The following is a 15,601-nucleotide window of genomic DNA, read 5'->3' on the forward strand; positions in this document are numbered from 1 at the left end:
TCGAGGCGCCTGTTTCGCGAGCAAGCTTTGCTCCCACAATCCCCTCCCGCAACTTGTACCTGGCTTAATCCTTGCGCCGCTCCCAGCAATACATCCCGAAACAGCCCCGAAGGGTGAAAAAAAGCCGCCAGCGCTTTATAGTGGCCGACCTCCGTTTCATCAAGTAGCCGAGCCCCATGTCCGAGCCACGCAAGATCCTCGTCACCAGCGCCCTGCCCTATGCCAATGGTTCGATTCACCTCGGCCATATGCTGGAGTACATCCAGACCGATATGTGGGTGCGCTTCCAGAAGCATCGCGGCAACCAATGCATCTATGTCTGCGCCGACGACGCCCACGGTTCGGCCATCATGCTGCGCGCGGAAAAGGAAGGCATCACCCCGGAAGAACTGATCGCCAACGTCCAGGCTGAGCACAGCGCCGACTTTGCCGAGTTCCTGGTGGACTTCGACAACTTCCACTCCACTCACGCCGAAGAAAACCGTGAGCTGTCGAGCCAGATCTACCTGAAACTGCGTGACGCCGGGCACATCGCCACCCGTTCGATCACCCAGTATTTCGACCCGGAAAAGAAAATGTTCCTGGCCGACCGCTTCATCAAGGGCACCTGCCCGAAATGCGGCACTGAAGACCAGTACGGCGATAACTGCGAAAAATGCGGCGCCACCTACGCACCGACCGACCTGAAAGACCCGAAATCGGCGATTTCCGGGGCGACGCCGGTGCTCAAGGACTCCCAGCATTTCTTCTTCAAGCTGCCGGACTTCCAGCAGATGCTGCAAGCCTGGACCCGCAGCGGCACCCTGCAGGACGCCGTCGCCAACAAGATCGCCGAATGGCTCGATGCCGGCCTGCAGCAGTGGGACATTTCCCGCGATGCGCCGTACTTCGGCTTCGAGATCCCCGACGAGCCCGGCAAGTATTTCTACGTGTGGCTGGACGCTCCGATCGGCTACATGGCGAGTTTCAAGAACCTCTGCAACCGCACGCCGGAGTTGGACTTCGACGCGTTCTGGGGCAAGGACTCCACCGCCGAGCTGTATCACTTCATCGGCAAGGACATCGTCAACTTCCACGCACTGTTCTGGCCGGCAATGCTTGAAGGCGCCGGTTTCCGCAAGCCGACCGGCATCAATGTCCACGGCTACCTGACCGTCAACGGCCAGAAAATGTCCAAGTCCCGCGGCACCTTCATCAAGGCCCGGACCTACCTGGACCACCTGTCCCCGGAATACCTGCGTTACTACTACGCGGCCAAGCTCGGCCGCGGCGTCGACGACCTGGACCTGAACCTCGAAGACTTCGTGCAAAAGGTCAACTCCGACCTGGTGGGCAAGGTCGTCAACATTGCCAGCCGTTGCGCCGGGTTCATCCACAAGGGCAACGCCGGGGTCCTGGTCGCCGGCAATGCCGCGCCGGAACTGACCGACGCCTTCCTGGCGGCCGCGCCAAGCATCGCCGAAGCCTACGAGTCCCGCGACTTTGCCCGTGCCATGCGCGAAATCATGGCCTTGGCCGACCGCGCCAATGCCTGGATCGCCGACAAGGCGCCCTGGTCGCTGGCCAAGCAGGAAGGCAAACAGGACGAAGTCCAGGCGATCTGCGCCCTGGGCATCAACCTGTTCCGCCAACTGGTGATTTTCCTCAAGCCGGTACTGCCGCTGCTGGCCGCCGATGCCGAGGCGTTCCTCAACGTCGCGCCACTGACCTGGAACGATCACCAGACGCTGCTGAGCAACCATCAGTTGAACGCGTTCAAGCCGTTGATGACCCGTATCGACGCGACCAAGGTGCAAGCCATGACCGACGCCTCCAAGGAAGACCTGGCCGCCAGCCAGACCGACACCGGCGCGCCTGCCGGGAACGGCGAACTGGCCAAGGACCCGCTGTCGCCGGAAATCGAATTCGACGCCTTTGCCGCCGTTGACCTGCGCGTGGCGCTGATCGTCAAGGCCGAGGCCGTCGAAGGCGCCGACAAGCTGCTGCGCCTGACCCTGGACATTGGCGACGAGCAACGCAACGTGTTCTCCGGCATCAAGAGTGCCTACCCGGACCCGGCCAAGCTCGAAGGCCGCTTGACGATGATGATCGCCAACCTCAAGCCGCGCAAAATGCGCTTTGGTATCTCCGAAGGCATGGTGATGGCGGCAGGCCCCGGCGGCGAGGAAATCTACCTGTTGAGCCCTGACAGCGGCGCCAAGCCGGGCCAGCGGATCAAGTAACGCGACCGCTTGCTGTACCGATCCCACAGCCGCCTTGCAGGTGGCTGTGGGATTTTCATATCTGGCCCACGCCCCCGGCGTGCCGGATAATGCCTAATCTTGTAACAGGTCCTTTGTCGCCAACACACCCATGACCGAAATCGTCCTCACGCTGTTCAGCGCTGCCCTGATCAACAACCTGGTGTTGCACTGGCCGCTGGGCGTCGATCCGCTGCTGGCGGCCAACGGTAGGGGGCAGGTACACGCCGTGGGCCTGGCGACGGCATGCCTGATGCTGATCGTCGGCACCCTGGGCCATCTGATCGATCATGGGCTGCTGGCACCGACCAACCTGGTCTCGCTGCGCCTGTTGGCCTGGCTGTCCTTGAGCGTGTTGCTGATCGGCCCCTTGCTGCGCCTGCTGGCACGCTGGCGGCCGGCAATGCCGTTCGAGGGGTTGTGGCCGCTGTTGCTGGGTAATGCCGGCATACTCGGGGTCACGCTGCTCAACGGCCAGGATGACCGAGGCCTGGGCCACGCCATCGCCCTGAGCCTGGGTGCCGGGCTGGGGTTCTGGCTGGTGCTGAGCCTGTTCGACGATCTGCGCCAGCGCACCTTCAATAATGATATTCCCCTGCCCTTTCGGGGCCTGCCGATTCAGTTGATCAGCGCCGGACTGATGGCAGTGGCCTTTCTCGGATTGCGTGGGCTGGTCAAAACATGAGCCTGATTCAACGTATCGACGCCCTGCTGCCGCAGACCCAATGCGGCAAGTGCGGCCATCCCGGGTGCAAGCCCTACGCCGAAGGCATCGCCCAGGGCGAGCCGATCAACAAATGCCCGCCCGGGGGACGCGAAACCATCGCCGCCCTGGCCGAGCTGATGAAAATACCGGTGTTGGAGCTGGACACCAGCCGCGGCGTGGCCCCGGCGCAAGTCGCCTTTATCCGTGAAGCCGAATGCATCGGTTGCACCAAGTGCATCCAGGCCTGTCCGGTGGACGCGATTGTCGGCGCCGCCAAGCTGATGCACACCGTCCTCATCGACGAATGCACAGGCTGCGATCTGTGCGTGGCGCCCTGCCCGGTCGATTGCATCGAAATGCGTCCTCTGCCGACGGCAAACGTGCTGCCGATCGTCGGCGGCCTGGCCTTCAGCACCGAAGAACACCAGGCGCGAACCGCCAAGCGCAATCATGCCCGGCGCCGCTTCGAACAACGCAATGTGCGCCTGCGCCGCGAAGAAGAGCAGCGCCAGGCCGAACGCCTGGCTCGAACCCAACGGGCGGCGCAGGCCCAGGCTCAACCCCAGGACCTGGCACTCGACCCCGTACAAGCCGCACTGGAGCGCGTACGCGCGCAAAAAGCCGCCACTGCCGATGCCGCCTTGAAAAAAGCCAAGGTCGACCTGGCCATGAGCCGGGCGCAGCTGAACAAATCCTTGAAAGCGTTCGGCCACCCGCCAACCTTCGAGCAGCAGTCGCAACTGATCGTGCTGCAACGCCAGTTCGAAGCGGCCGAACAGGCGCTGAGCCAACTGGAAAACGCCGCGCCCGCACCCGCGGCTGCGCCAGCCCCGGCACCGACGCAAAACGCCGAGCTGAAGCGAGCCAAGATCCAACTGGCGATGCGCCGCGCCGAACTCAGCAAAGCCCGGGCAGCTACAGCATCGGCTGAACAACTGCTGGCATTGGAACAAGCGGTGAAGGATGCCGAACGCCAGGTGGACGCCCATGCCGCCTCTTGAGCCAGTGGACGAACGGCTGCGCCAAGCAATGACGCGCGTGTTGCTGGCGACGCTGCCCGGCGTGCTGGCGTTGCTGTGGTTCCATGGCTGGGGCGTGGCGCTCAACCTGCTGTTGTCCGGCGTCACTGCCCTGGCAGTCGAGGCGTTGGTGTTGCGTTTACGCCGCCGGCCACTCAAACCCGAGCTGAACGATGGCAGCGCGCTGGTCAGCGCCACGCTGCTGGCCCTGGCCTTGCCGGCCTATTGCCCCTGGTGGCTGACCGTCACGGCGGCCGCCTGCGCCTTGCTGTTGGGCAAGCACCTGTGGGGCGGCGTCGGCAGCAACCCGTTCAACCCGGCAATGCTCGGGTACGCCCTGGTACTGGTGGCGTTTCCGTCCCAGATGAGTCACTGGCCGGCACTCCACGGCGTGGGCCTGTCCGAAGGCTTGCAACAGGTGTTCGGCGCTCATCCGGCGCCCGATGCCTGGGCCGGGGCGACCGCACTGGACAGCCTGCGAATCAACACGAGCCTGACCGTCGATGAACTGTTCGCCAACGATCCGGCGTTCGGGCGTTTCGGTGGCCGGGGTGTCGAATGGGTCAACCTGGCCTTCCTGGCGGGCGGTCTGTTTCTGCTGCAGCAACGGGTGTGCAGTTGGCATGCACCGGTGGGGATGCTGGTGAGCCTGTCCGTCGTCAGCCTGCTGTGCTGGAACGGTTCGGGCTCCGACTCCCATGGCTCGCCGCTGTTTCATCTGTTCAGCGGCGCAACCATGCTCGGCGCATTTTTTATCGCGACCGAACCGGTCTCGGGTGCCAAGGCTCCTCTCGCCCGCCTGCTGTTTGGCGCGGGCATGGGATTGCTGATCTATCTGATACGCACCTGGGGTGGCTACCCCGACGGCGTGGCGTTCGCGGTGTTGCTGATGAACCTCGGCGTGCCGGCGCTGGACCGGTTTGCCGAGGCGCGACAACGGCGGCCACTGACATGAACAACCCCGTCGGCGTGGCAATCCTGACCGTGTTGATCGGCCTCGGTATCGGTGCCACTTACCTCACGCACCTCGGCACCGCCGGGCGTATCGAGGCCCAGCAGCAAGCGCTGGCGAACAGGGCCTTGCTCGAGGTGCTGCCCACCGACCACTACGATAACCAGCCGTTGGCGCACCCCGTTGTCACAGCCTCGGTGCCCCTGGCCCATAGCACGCTGCTGGGTGGCTACCTGGCGACTCGCAGTGGCCAGCCCAGCGCCGTGCTGCTGCGTAGCCAGGCGCTGGGCTATGAAGGCAGCATCGAATTGCTGGTCGCCATCGATCCACAGGGCCGGTTGCTGGGCGTCAAGACCCTGCGCCAATCCGAGACACCCGGGTTGGGCGCGGCGATTGCCGACTGGCCGAACGCCTGGTTGCAGACCTTCACGGGTAAATCACGCCAGGCGCCTGATGACAGCGGCTGGGCCTTGAAAAAGGACCAGGGCCAGTTCGATCAACTGGCAGGCGCGACAGTGACGTCCCGAGCGGTCCTCCAGGCTGTTCACGATGCGCTGCGTTACTTCGACGAGCACAAGGCTCAGTTGACGGGGGTGGCGGCCAATGAATAAACCATGGGGACTGACACACGGCCTGCTGCTCGTTCCATTGATTGGCGCGAGCGATTCGCTGGTTGGCGCGCTGGGGTTATGGCTGGCCTGGGCCCTGGTTCTTTTCAGCCATGGCTTGGCAATGGGGCTTGTGCGGCAACACCTGGCAGCCTGTCAACGGCTGCTCGCCTCCATCGTATTGGCCACTACCCTGACCACCTGCATTGGCCTTGTCGTCCAGGCCTGGGCGCTGGAACTGTATCGACCGTTGAACCTTTACGTTGGCTGGATCGCCCTGAGTTGCGTAGCGCTGGAGCAGGAAGGCTTCTTCGTTGAAGCTCGCTGGCCCGAACGCCTCAGGCTGGCCGGGCTGTTTGGCCTCTTGATGATCAGCCTGGGCGCCGTGCGTGGGCTGATCGGCAGCGGCCTGCCCCTGGCCCTGCTCGCCCCCGGCGGGTTCATTCTGCTCGGACTGCTGTTGGCAGCCCGACAAGCCTGGACGGCCGCCAAACCCCATTCATCCGTTGAGGAAACGCCGCGCCCATGAATGCCGCAAAACGCCTGGAAATATTTCGTCGCCTTCACGAGGACAACCCGGAACCGAAAACCGAACTGGCCTATTCCTCGCCGTTCGAGTTGCTGATCGCGGTCATTCTGTCAGCCCAGTCCACCGACGTCGGCGTCAACAAAGCCACGGCCAAACTGTTCCCGGTGGCCAATACGCCGAAGGCGATCTACGCCCTGGGCGTCGAAGGACTGTCCGAATACATCAAGACCATCGGGCTGTTCAACAGCAAGGCCAAAAACGTGATCGAGACCTGCCGTCTGCTGATCGAGCGCCACGACAGTGAAGTCCCGCAGACGCGCGAAGCGCTGGAAGCCCTTCCGGGAGTCGGCCGCAAAACCGCCAACGTCGTGCTCAATACCGCGTTTCGGCAGTTGACCATGGCGGTCGACACCCACATTTTCCGCGTCAGCAACCGCACCGGGCTGGCCCCCGGCAAAAACGTGGTGGAGGTCGAGAAGAAATTGATGAAATTTGTTCCCAAGGAATTCCTGCTGGACTCCCATCACTGGCTCATCCTGCACGGCCGTTACGTTTGCCTGGCGCGCAAGCCCCGCTGCGGCAGCTGCCGAATCGAAGATTTATGCGAATACAAGCACAAGACCTCCGACGATTGAGGCGCTATTGCTTTTATCGATCCATCGATTGAAAAAATCTTTTTTACCCGCCCGTGGTTTATCGATATAAGGAGCGCCAATGGCAGTCTTAGCCTGGAGTCGAACCCATGAGTGCTGGCAAAGAACAACTGGATGTAGAAGACGAATTCATCGCCGTTGAGTCCGACGACGTCGAACCTGTGGTCGTGGAAGTGGCGAAAACCAACCTGAGCAAGCGCCGCACCATTGATAACCTGCTGGAAGAGCGCCGTCTGCAGAAGCAATTGGCCGATTATGACTTTGACCTCTGACACGTAAAAGCCTCCCTGATGGAGGCTTTTTACTGAGTACGCGTAACCCGAAAACTCACACCAAGCCATTGCGCTGCGCCAGTTCGATCAGGTCGACCAGCGAACGGGCATTGAGCTTCAATAACAGGCGCGTCTTGTAGGTACTGACGGTCTTGTTGCTCAAGAACATCCCATCGGCGATTTCCTTGTTGGTCTTTCCGCGCGCCAGTTGTTGCAAGACCATCATTTCTCGCCCCGATAATCGATCAACCATATCGGACTCACTGGCATTGCCCAGACTCGACCGCACCGTATGCAATGCCTGGTTGGGAAAGTAACTGTAACCGGACAGTACTGCCTTGATTGCACTCAGTAACTCAGTAAGATCCTGTTGCTTGCATACATACCCGGCTGCCCCTGTCTGCATACAGCGCATCGAAAAATGTCCCGGTGCCTGGGAAGTCAGCACCAACACTTTCATGGGCGAAGGAATGGTCGTCAGGCGGGCAATGACCTCCAACCCGTCCAGCTTCGGAATACCAATATCGAGAATGACGATATCGGGCATAAGTTCGCGAGCAAGTTGTAACGCATCGACGCCATTATCGGTTTCGGCAAGGACTTCATAACCGTGACGCTCCATCAGCAAACGTACAGCAAGACGAATGACGGGATGATCATCCACGATCAGCACTTTATTCATGAGCAAATCCAACTTCGCTGTTCGAATTTTTAGAGCACGCACAATAGCCTAGTCATTTCTACCTTGGCATGCTGCCCCCCCCTGAACGCTCGCACCGAGAGACAGAACCTACAAGCTATACAGAAAATTCCTACAATTCGCCCCGGAAAAAATGTGTCATGGATTTTTTTACAGAGAAGGAATGACCTTTCTTAACAATCCGGTAACCCTATGAACAATGCGCTCTTTCACCGCCACACCCACCCGTGGACAGCCCATTGAAAAGCTCTTCACTCATAGAAAGTAACTGAATTATTTGCTGTTAAAACTGCCATTCACTCACTTAAGGCAGGAAAATTCATATATAAAACTCACTCCGGCGCCCGATATCCAATATGGGCAGCCATTGCGACTGCGCCTATATTTCATTCGGCATGGACAACCACTTTTCAAGCCACTCACCGAGCACAAGTATTCCATGAGTATTAACCATGAACAAACCTTTGAAGACTATAACCAACCCCATGACCCTCATCGCCATATTCGCCACTTTATCCGAAACTTCCGCAGCGATTTCCCTGCCCTTTCTGGATGACCAGGATCGTGAATACTATCTGTGGTTCCTGATCAGCTTTCCTTTTTATCTATTGCTGCTTTTTTTCATAACGCTCAACTTCAATTATCGTTCCTTGTATTCACCTTCGGATTTTCGCAAGAACAAACACTTCATAAAGACCATGGATGATTCGCCCTGTCGACGCAAACGACAGCTACGTCGGGCGGACGACGTCAAGGAACTGCTGGTGATACGTCTTCATCGACGCAGGCGCGAACCAGACACCCTTTGTATCGTATGCAGCCAATCGAAACGTCCGATCGAAACCTGTCGATCAAGACAGTTGAAGCACGCCGGCATCGTCGTGTACGTCATCTACAGCAACACAGGCCTGGCAACGCACGGGCAGGATGAATGAGCGATCGAGGGCAGCGCCGCAGCAAAGGCCACACAAAAAAAGGGCAAAAAAAACGGCCTGCTCATGGCAGGCCGTTTTCATATCGCCAGGGTCAGAACAGCTTGCGACCCTTGTTCGCCGCGATGCGCATGCGCAGGGCGTTGAGCTTGATGAAGCCGGCCGCGTCAGCCTGGTTGTAGGCACCGCCGTCTTCTTCGAAGGTCGCGATGTTGGCATCGAACAGCGACTCGTCGGACTTGCGCCCGGTGACGATCACGTTGCCCTTGTACAGCTTCAGGCGTACCACGCCATTCACGTGAGCCTGGGAGGCGTCGATCATCTGTTGCAGCATCAGACGCTCTGGGCTCCACCAGTAGCCGGTGTAGATCAGGCTGGCGTACTTGGGCATCAACTCGTCTTTGAGGTGAGCCACTTCGCGGTCCAGGGTGATCGACTCGATCGCCCGGTGGGCGCGCAACATGATGGTGCCGCCCGGGGTTTCGTAGCAGCCGCGGGACTTCATGCCCACATAGCGGTTCTCGACGATGTCCAGACGACCGATGCCGTGTTCGCCACCGATGCGGTTCAGGGTCGCCAGCACAGTGGCCGGGCTCATCTCAACGCCATCCAGTGCGACGATATCGCCGTTGCGATAGGTCAGTTCCAGGTATTGCGGGGTATCGGGAGCCTTCTCCGGGGAGACGGTCCAGCGCCACATGTCTTCTTCGTGCTCGGTCCAGGTGTCTTCCAGCACGCCGCCTTCATAGGAGATGTGCAGCAGGTTGGCATCCATCGAGTATGGGGATTTCTTCTTGCCGTGGCGCTCGATCGGAATCGCGTGCTTCTCGGCGTAGTCCATCAATTTTTCACGGGACAGCAAGTCCCATTCGCGCCACGGGGCAATGACTTTCACGCCTGGCTTGAGGGCATAGGCGCCCAGTTCGAAACGCACCTGGTCGTTGCCCTTGCCGGTGGCGCCATGGGAAATGGCGTCGGCGCCGGTTTCGTTGGCGATTTCGATCAGGCGCTTGGCGATCAACGGACGGGCGATGGAGGTACCCAGCAGGTACTCGCCTTCGTAAACGGTGTTGGCGCGGAACATCGGGAACACGAAGTCGCGGACGAATTCTTCGCGCAGGTCATCGATGTAGATCTCTTTGACGCCCATGGCCTGGGCCTTGGCGCGTGCAGGCTCGACTTCTTCGCCCTGCCCCAGGTCAGCGGTGAAGGTCACCACTTCGCAGTTATAAGTGTCCTGCAGCCACTTGAGGATCACCGAAGTGTCCAGGCCGCCGGAATACGCCAGAACGACCTTGTTTACGTCCGCCATGCCATCACTCCACGGGTTGTACGGAAAGCCGGGAAGTCTAACGTCCAGCGCGGATAATTTACAGGGGCGCGACAGCTTATGACGACGAAGCGACAGATTATGTCGATTGCGCGACGATCCGGGCGGGATCAGGAAGTGCGCGCAGCCGCCGTAGCAGGCACCGCCGCCTTGGGCGGGGCAACCGGCGCCGCCGTCTTGCCCGGCGCAGCAGCGGGCGCCACGGCAGGCGGCGCGGCAGGCGGCGCGGGTGTTGCCGCGGGTGTTGGCGGCTGTGGAGCCGGGGCCTGGGTGGCCGCCACCCGCTCCAGTTTTACGACGACACGACGGTTCTTGGCCCGATTGGCTGCGTTGGTATTGGCGACCAGCGGATAACGCTCGCCGTGGAAGCGCACGGTGAACTGGGACTCCTGGAAACCGTTGGCCTTGAAGAAGTCCATGACGGCCAGCGCACGGCGGCGCGAAAGCTCACGGTTGGTCAGGCGGTTGCCACTGTTGTCGGAATGGCCATCAAGTTCGACATGATTGACGCTCGGGTCTGCCTTGATGAAGTCGAGCATGACCTGCAACTGAGCCTTGGCCCGAGCGTCCAGCTCAATCCCCTCGCCGGGGAAGCCGATCTGGGTTTGCTTGATCTGTTCGAAGTTCTTCGGCAACAGTTTCGCCACGCAGCCCTGGTAATCGTTGAACGCCTTGTTGAAGCGCACGGGCAACAGCCGGACTTCAGAAACACGGCCATCCTCGGTGTTGCGTCGAACCACGGGGCTGCGACCTTCCATCAATCCGCTGATCAGTCGGCCTGCCTGTACCTGGGAACTGTCGAACAGCACATCGCCGCTGCCGATCCTGACCGAGCCCAGGTTGATATCGCCCCGCCCCGGTTGCCACGGTGCGGCGGCCGCCAGCAAGGTGGCCGAACCGCCGCCCAGCATCGGGTTATAGCTCTTGAGGCGGAACGTGGCCTGCTCGCCCGCCCGGCGCACGAATTCACCGCTGCCGAAATCGGTAATCGGCTGGCTCAGCCGGCACTCGAACTTGTCGCCTTCGACCGTCCACTCAATGCTCTCCAGACGGGTCTGGAAAGTGAGCGCCATGGCGGGGAGGCTGGCAAACACACTGAGCAAGGCTAGATAACGCTGGCGCACGGGAGGCTCCACTGACTTTTATACAAAGATCGACGCATACCAGGGGCATGACGCCTGTCCGGGGCACTGCACGGATTCGTGGCACACCTGTAGGAGCTATCGGTAAGTTGCGGCAGAACTTGATAGCGGGTGCCTGAATCGGTCTTTTCCGGTAGCATTCCCACAGTTTGACCCGCCTGGAAGCCCCCCAATGTCCGACCGCCTGACCCTGCTGCGTCCCGACGACTGGCATATTCATCTTCGCGATGGTGCTGTGTTGACCCATACCGTCGCCGATGTCGCGCGCACCTTCGGGCGCGCAATCATCATGCCTAACCTGGTTCCGCCAGTGCGCAACGCCGCCGAGGCCGACGGCTATCGCCAGCGCATCCTCGCCGCACGCCCGGCTGGCAGCCGCTTCGAACCGCTGATGGTGCTGTACCTCACCGACCGCACCCAGCCCGAAGAGATCCGCGAGGCCAAGGCCAGCGGCTTCGTCCACGCCGCCAAGCTGTACCCGGCCGGAGCGACCACCAATTCCGATTCCGGCGTCACCAGCATCGACAAGATCTTCCCGGCGCTGGAGGCCATGGCCGAAGTCGGCATGCCGTTGTTGATCCATGGTGAAGTCACCCGGGGCGACGTCGACGTGTTCGACCGCGAGAAAATCTTCATCGACGAGCACATGCGCCGCGTCGTGGAGCGCTTCCCGACCCTTAAGGTGGTGTTCGAACACATCACCACCGGCGATGCCGTGCAGTTCGTCAACGAGGCCCCGGCCAACGTTGGCGCGACCATTACCGCCCATCACCTGCTGTACAACCGCAACCACATGCTGGTGGGCGGGATCCGGCCGCACTTCTATTGCCTGCCGATCCTCAAGCGCAATACCCACCAGGAAGCCTTGCTGGACGCCGCCACCAGCGGCAGCGCCAAGTTTTTCCTCGGCACCGACTCGGCACCCCACGCCCAGCACGCCAAGGAAGCGGCCTGCGGTTGCGCTGGTTGCTACACCGCCTATGCCGCCATCGAGATGTACGCCGAGGCATTCGAACAGCGCAACGCGCTGGACAAACTCGAAGGCTTCGCCAGCCTGCATGGCCCGCGTTTCTATGGCCTGCCGGTGAACACCGATCGTATTACCCTGGTCCGTGACGAATGGACCGCCCCCGTCAGCCTGCCCTTCGGCGAGCAGACCGTCATCCCGCTGCGCGCCGGTGAAAAACTGCGCTGGCGCCTGCTGGAGGAAAACGCGTGAGTGAAGATCATTTCGACGACGAACTGGACGGCAACGGTGGTTCGGGCGGCGCCCGTCACCCGATGGCCGCCCGCTTCCGTGGCTACCTGCCGGTCGTCGTCGACGTAGAAACCGGCGGTTTCAACTCCGCCACCGACGCCTTGCTGGAAATCGCCGCGACCACCATCGGCATGGACGAAAAAGGCTTTGTGTTCCCTGACCACACCTACTTCTTCCGTGTCGAACCGTTCGAAGGCGCCAACGTCGAAGCCGCGGCCCTGGAATTCACCGGGATCAAGCTCGATCACCCGTTGCGCATGGCAGTCAGCGAAGAAACGGCCCTGACCGACATCTTCCGTGGCGTGCGCAAGGCGCTCAAGGCCAACGGTTGCAAGCGAGCGATCCTGGTCGGCCATAACAGCAGCTTCGATTTGGGCTTCCTCAACGCCGCCGTCGCGCGCCTGGACATGAAGCGCAACCCGTTCCATCCGTTCTCCAGCTTCGACACCGCGACCCTGGCTGGCCTGGCATACGGCCAGACCGTCCTGGCCAAGGCGTGCCAGGCGGCCGACATCGATTTCGATGGCCGTGAAGCCCACTCGGCCCGCTACGACACCGAGAAGACCGCCGAGCTGTTCTGCGGCATCGTCAACCGGTGGAAAGAGATGGGTGGCTGGCATGATTTCGACGACTGACTAGTAGAGCCATTGTGGCGGCCCGTGGGAGCAAAGCTTGCTCGCGACACAGGCGACTCGGTTTTTGAAGACCGCATCGCTGCCATCGCGGGCAAGCCTTGCTCCCACAGATAAATCACCTCGCCATAAGGTTCTGTGTTTCAGCCGACAAGTTTGAAACACCCATAAAAAAACCGGCCCATGATGGGCCGGTTTTTTTATGCCTGGGTGCGCTTACAGCTGGCCGCCGTGCTCGGTCAGGTAAGCAGCCACGCCTTCAGGCGATGCGTCCATGCCCTTGTCGCCTTTTTTCCAGTTGGCCGGGCAGACTTCGCCGTGCTCTTCGTGGAATTGCAGCGCGTCGACCAGGCGGATCAGTTCTTCCATGTTACGGCCCAGTGGCAGGTCGTTGATGATCTGCGAACGGACAACGCCTTTGTCGTCGATCAGGAACGCGCCACGGAAGGCCACGCCGCCTTCGGACTCAACGTCATAGGCCTTGGCGATTTCGTGCTTCATGTCGGCAGCCATGGTGTATTTCACCTGACCGATACCGCCATTGTTGATCGGGGTGTTGCGCCAGGCGTTGTGGGTGAAGTGCGAGTCGATCGAAACAGCGACCACTTCAACGTTGCGCGCCTTGAAGTCATCCATGCGGTGATCCAGTGCGATCAGCTCGGACGGGCAGACGAAGGTGAAGTCCAGTGGATAGAAGAACACCAGGCCGTATTTGCCTTTGATGGCCGAGGACAGGGTGAAGCTGTCGACGATTTCGCCGTTGCCGAGGACGGCTGGAACGGTGAAGTCTGGGGCTTGTTTGCCTACGAGTACGCTCATTGGATATCTCCTGATGTAATAGCGTGAAAACAAGGTCCGGGCCAGCCTGCCACCCTCAGGCGACAGCCCTGTGACACGAACCCGCTTGCAAGGGCCGATCATCATACACCGCGCATTTGGACTGTCTTCAACGGTTTTTCGGTGGCATCGAAAAATCGCCGTCCGGTTTCATGCCGCATCAGTCGTCCTGGATAAACCGTTCGTCAGCCCGGCAACGCTCTGGCGCAAGACCTTGAGAAACCACTTTGACAATCATTCTCGTTAACATTAAGATCCGTCCCAATTGAGTCACAACCAGCGACGGTTCTCACTTATGTATGTATGCCTCTGCACTGGCGTCACCGACGGGCAAATCCGCGAAGCGATCTACGAAGGTTGCTGCAGCTATCGCGAAGTCCGCCAGGCCACCGGCGTAGCCAGCCAATGCGGCAAATGTGCCTGCCTGGCCAAGGAAGTGGTTCGTGAAACCCTCGCCAAAGTGCAAACGGCACAGGCCTCGATCCCCTACCCGGTAGAATTTACCGCGGCGTAATAGACAGTTTTCAAGGAACCGGACTCAATGTCCGGTTTTTTTATGCCTGCAAATCAAATGCTTAGCGTCCAGACGCGGAACACAAACATTCTTATTCCGATTAATTTTCATTTATTATTCAATAACTTAGGTTTGACACTCGTAAATGCGCGGCTCAAACTCGGCCTTATACACAGCTATTACAGGGCAGGCCTCATCATGAAAGGCGACATTACAGTCATCCAGCATCTCAACAAGATCCTTGCCAATGAGCTGGTCGCGATCAACCAATACTTCCTGCATGCGCGCATGTACGAGGATTGGGGCCTGAACAAGCTGGGCAAGCACGAGTACCACGAATCCATCGACGAGATGAAGCACGCGGACAAGCTGATCAAGCGCATCCTGTTCCTCGAAGGCCTGCCGAACGTCCAGGACCTGGGCAAGCTGCACATCGGCGAACACACCCGCGAGATGCTTGAGTGCGACCTGAAAATCGAGCGCGAAGGCCACAAGGACCTGAAAGTCGCCATCGCCCATTGCGAAAGCGTTGGTGACTTCGGCAGCCGTGAACTGTTGGAAGACATTCTCGAGTCCGAAGAAGAGCACATCGATTGGCTGGAAACCCAATTGGGCCTGATCGACAAAGTCGGTCTTGAGAACTACCTGCAATCGCAGATGGGTGAAGAGTAAGCTTCCCCGAAAGCAAGCCACTAAAAAGCCCCGCCCTCTTTCGAGAGGCGGGGCTTTTTATTGCCTGGGTTTCCAGGCCCACCTAAATCCACTGTGGGAGCGAGCTTGCTCGCGAAAGCGTTGTATCAGAAACATCAATAGCGACTGACCCACCGCTTTCGCGAGCAAGCCCGCTCCCACAGTGTCCGCATTCAGTCACAACCGGCGTGGTGAATACGGATGTGTAGATCAGGCTTCGGTCTTGTTCGCCGCTGCTGCTTCCACAGCTGCCTTGATCGTGGCCTGCAGAGAGCCGTCGGCGGCCATCTCGGTCATGATGTCGCTACCGCCGATCAGTTCACCACCCACCCACAGCTGTGGGAAAGTTGGCCAGTTGGCGTACTTGGGCAGGTTGGCGCGGATTTCCGGGTTCTGCAGGATGTCCACGTAGGCAAACTTCTCGCCACACGCCATCACCGCCTGAGCAGCCTTGGCCGAGAAACCGCACTGTGGCGCGTTCGGCGAGCCTTTCATGTAAAGCAGGATGGTGTTGTTGGCAATCTGGTCTTTAATCGTTTCGATGATATCCATGGAGCACCTCGGCTTAAAACTTTTGCGACTTAAGT

General features: G+C 60.1%; 17 protein-coding genes and 1 pseudogene. 13 read left to right on the plus strand and 5 right to left on the minus strand.

Annotation, left to right across the window (positions count from 1 at the left end):
• The first annotated feature begins 176 nt into the window (after window positions 1-176).
• The 8 genes from metG to AD662_RS22165 all read left to right on the plus strand — a co-directional run bounded on the left by metG (window position 177) and on the right by AD662_RS22165 (window position 6,979).
• Window positions 177-2,222 (plus strand): methionine--tRNA ligase, encoded by a 2,046-nt coding sequence (metG, locus tag AD662_RS22130; RefSeq protein WP_018613127.1) that lies wholly within the window; start codon window positions 177-179, stop codon window positions 2,220-2,222.
• Between the two features lie 130 nt (window positions 2,223-2,352).
• A complete protein-coding gene (locus AD662_RS22135; protein WP_053189743.1) occupies window positions 2,353-2,925 on the plus strand; it encodes an Rnf-Nqr domain containing protein in 573 nt (190 codons plus the stop codon).
• Window positions 2,922-3,947, plus strand: a complete 1,026-nt coding sequence (gene rsxB, locus AD662_RS22140) for an electron transport complex subunit RsxB (RefSeq protein ID WP_053189744.1) — start codon at window positions 2,922-2,924, stop codon at window positions 3,945-3,947. The genes AD662_RS22135 and rsxB overlap by 4 nt, the downstream gene beginning before the upstream one ends.
• A complete protein-coding gene (locus AD662_RS22145) occupies window positions 3,934-4,920 on the plus strand; it encodes an RnfABCDGE type electron transport complex subunit D (protein WP_053189745.1) in 987 nt (328 codons plus the stop codon). Before rsxB ends, AD662_RS22145 begins: the two co-directional genes overlap by 14 nt.
• A complete protein-coding gene (locus AD662_RS22150) occupies window positions 4,917-5,528 on the plus strand; it encodes an RnfABCDGE type electron transport complex subunit G (RefSeq protein WP_053189746.1) in 612 nt (203 codons plus the stop codon). The genes AD662_RS22145 and AD662_RS22150 overlap by 4 nt, the downstream gene beginning before the upstream one ends.
• Window positions 5,521-6,054 (plus strand): Rnf-Nqr domain containing protein, encoded by a 534-nt coding sequence (locus AD662_RS22155; RefSeq protein ID WP_053189747.1) that lies wholly within the window; start codon window positions 5,521-5,523, stop codon window positions 6,052-6,054. Before AD662_RS22150 ends, AD662_RS22155 begins: the two co-directional genes overlap by 8 nt.
• Window positions 6,051-6,689: an endonuclease III gene (gene nth / locus AD662_RS22160; RefSeq protein WP_018613139.1), complete on the plus strand. Its 639-nt coding sequence runs from the start codon at window positions 6,051-6,053 to the stop codon at window positions 6,687-6,689. The genes AD662_RS22155 and nth overlap by 4 nt, the downstream gene beginning before the upstream one ends.
• 107 nt (window positions 6,690-6,796) lie before the next feature.
• Window positions 6,797-6,979, plus strand: a complete 183-nt coding sequence (locus AD662_RS22165; RefSeq protein WP_014339874.1) for a PA3496 family putative envelope integrity protein — start codon at window positions 6,797-6,799, stop codon at window positions 6,977-6,979.
• Window positions 6,980-7,034: 55 nt separating this feature from the next.
• Here the strand turns inward: AD662_RS22165 and AD662_RS22170 are convergent, their stop codons facing one another.
• Window positions 7,035-7,661, minus strand: coding sequence for a response regulator transcription factor (locus AD662_RS22170; protein ID WP_018613141.1), 627 nt, complete (start codon window positions 7,659-7,661; stop codon window positions 7,035-7,037).
• Window positions 7,662-8,131: 470 nt separating this feature from the next.
• Here AD662_RS22170 and AD662_RS29575 point away from each other — a divergent pair.
• Window positions 8,132-8,389: pseudogene (locus AD662_RS29575) on the plus strand (hypothetical protein); the annotation flags it as partial.
• A gap of 316 nt (window positions 8,390-8,705) precedes the next feature.
• Here AD662_RS29575 and AD662_RS22180 read toward each other — a convergent pair.
• Both AD662_RS22180 and AD662_RS22185 read right to left on the minus strand, forming a co-directional pair.
• Window positions 8,706-9,923, minus strand: coding sequence for an argininosuccinate synthase (locus tag AD662_RS22180; RefSeq protein ID WP_003204943.1), 1,218 nt, complete (start codon window positions 9,921-9,923; stop codon window positions 8,706-8,708).
• Window positions 9,924-10,051: 128 nt separating this feature from the next.
• Complete coding sequence (locus AD662_RS22185) at window positions 10,052-11,065, minus strand: flagellar protein MotY (RefSeq protein WP_053189748.1); 1,014 nt, start codon at window positions 11,063-11,065, stop codon at window positions 10,052-10,054.
• Window positions 11,066-11,255: 190 nt separating this feature from the next.
• Between AD662_RS22185 and pyrC the strand changes: the two genes are divergently transcribed.
• Window positions 11,256-12,302 carry a dihydroorotase gene (gene pyrC / locus AD662_RS22190; protein WP_053181280.1) on the plus strand — a complete coding sequence of 349 codons (1,047 nt, stop codon included), beginning with the start codon at window positions 11,256-11,258 and terminating at the stop codon, window positions 12,300-12,302.
• A complete protein-coding gene (gene rnt, locus AD662_RS22195) occupies window positions 12,299-12,976 on the plus strand; it encodes a ribonuclease T (RefSeq protein ID WP_024619184.1) in 678 nt (225 codons plus the stop codon). The genes pyrC and rnt overlap by 4 nt, the downstream gene beginning before the upstream one ends.
• Window positions 12,977-13,189: 213 nt before the next feature.
• On the opposite strand, the gene AD662_RS22200 is transcribed toward rnt, so the two are convergent.
• The gene (locus AD662_RS22200; RefSeq protein WP_018614166.1) at window positions 13,190-13,792 is read right to left on the minus strand and encodes a peroxiredoxin; all 603 of its coding nucleotides are present in this window, start codon (window positions 13,790-13,792) and stop codon (window positions 13,190-13,192) included.
• A gap of 313 nt (window positions 13,793-14,105) precedes the next feature.
• On the opposite strand from AD662_RS22200, the gene AD662_RS22205 reads away from it, so the two are divergent.
• The gene (locus AD662_RS22205; protein WP_003178704.1) at window positions 14,106-14,324 is read left to right on the plus strand and encodes a bacterioferritin-associated ferredoxin; all 219 of its coding nucleotides are present in this window, start codon (window positions 14,106-14,108) and stop codon (window positions 14,322-14,324) included.
• Between the two features lie 198 nt (window positions 14,325-14,522).
• On the plus strand, window positions 14,523-14,996 hold the full coding sequence (gene bfr / locus AD662_RS22210; RefSeq protein WP_018614169.1) for a bacterioferritin: 474 nt from the start codon (window positions 14,523-14,525) through the stop codon (window positions 14,994-14,996).
• A 228-nt stretch (window positions 14,997-15,224) separates the two neighbouring features.
• Here the strand turns inward: bfr and grxD are convergent, their stop codons facing one another.
• On the minus strand, window positions 15,225-15,566 hold the full coding sequence (gene grxD / locus AD662_RS22215) for a Grx4 family monothiol glutaredoxin (protein WP_018614171.1): 342 nt from the start codon (window positions 15,564-15,566) through the stop codon (window positions 15,225-15,227).
• Between the last annotated feature and the right edge of the window lie 35 nt (window positions 15,567-15,601).

This window comes from Pseudomonas kilonensis (assembly GCF_001269885.1).
Taxonomy (GTDB): Bacteria; Pseudomonadota; Gammaproteobacteria; order Pseudomonadales; family Pseudomonadaceae; genus Aquipseudomonas; species Aquipseudomonas kilonensis.

Coding starts and splice junctions, on each gene's coding strand:
- metG (WP_018613127.1), top strand. CDS start 177: ATGTCCGAGCCACGCAAGATCCTCGTCACCAGCGCCCTGCCCTATGCC.
- AD662_RS22135 (WP_053189743.1), top strand. CDS start 2,353: ATGACCGAAATCGTCCTCACGCTGTTCAGCGCTGCCCTGATCAACAAC.
- rsxB (WP_053189744.1), top strand. CDS start 2,922: ATGAGCCTGATTCAACGTATCGACGCCCTGCTGCCGCAGACCCAATGC.
- AD662_RS22145 (WP_053189745.1), top strand. CDS start 3,934: ATGCCGCCTCTTGAGCCAGTGGACGAACGGCTGCGCCAAGCAATGACG.
- AD662_RS22150 (WP_053189746.1), top strand. CDS start 4,917: ATGAACAACCCCGTCGGCGTGGCAATCCTGACCGTGTTGATCGGCCTC.
- AD662_RS22155 (WP_053189747.1), top strand. CDS start 5,521: ATGAATAAACCATGGGGACTGACACACGGCCTGCTGCTCGTTCCATTG.
- nth (WP_018613139.1), top strand. CDS start 6,051: ATGAATGCCGCAAAACGCCTGGAAATATTTCGTCGCCTTCACGAGGAC.
- AD662_RS22165 (WP_014339874.1), top strand. CDS start 6,797: ATGAGTGCTGGCAAAGAACAACTGGATGTAGAAGACGAATTCATCGCC.
- AD662_RS22170 (WP_018613141.1), bottom strand. CDS start 7,661: ATGAATAAAGTGCTGATCGTGGATGATCATCCCGTCATTCGTCTTGCT.
- AD662_RS22180 (WP_003204943.1), bottom strand. CDS start 9,923: ATGGCGGACGTAAACAAGGTCGTTCTGGCGTATTCCGGCGGCCTGGAC.
- pyrC (WP_053181280.1), top strand. CDS start 11,256: ATGTCCGACCGCCTGACCCTGCTGCGTCCCGACGACTGGCATATTCAT.
- AD662_RS22200 (WP_018614166.1), bottom strand. CDS start 13,792: ATGAGCGTACTCGTAGGCAAACAAGCCCCAGACTTCACCGTTCCAGCC.
- AD662_RS22205 (WP_003178704.1), top strand. CDS start 14,106: ATGTATGTATGCCTCTGCACTGGCGTCACCGACGGGCAAATCCGCGAA.
- bfr (WP_018614169.1), top strand. CDS start 14,523: ATGAAAGGCGACATTACAGTCATCCAGCATCTCAACAAGATCCTTGCC.
- grxD (WP_018614171.1), bottom strand. CDS start 15,566: ATGGATATCATCGAAACGATTAAAGACCAGATTGCCAACAACACCATC.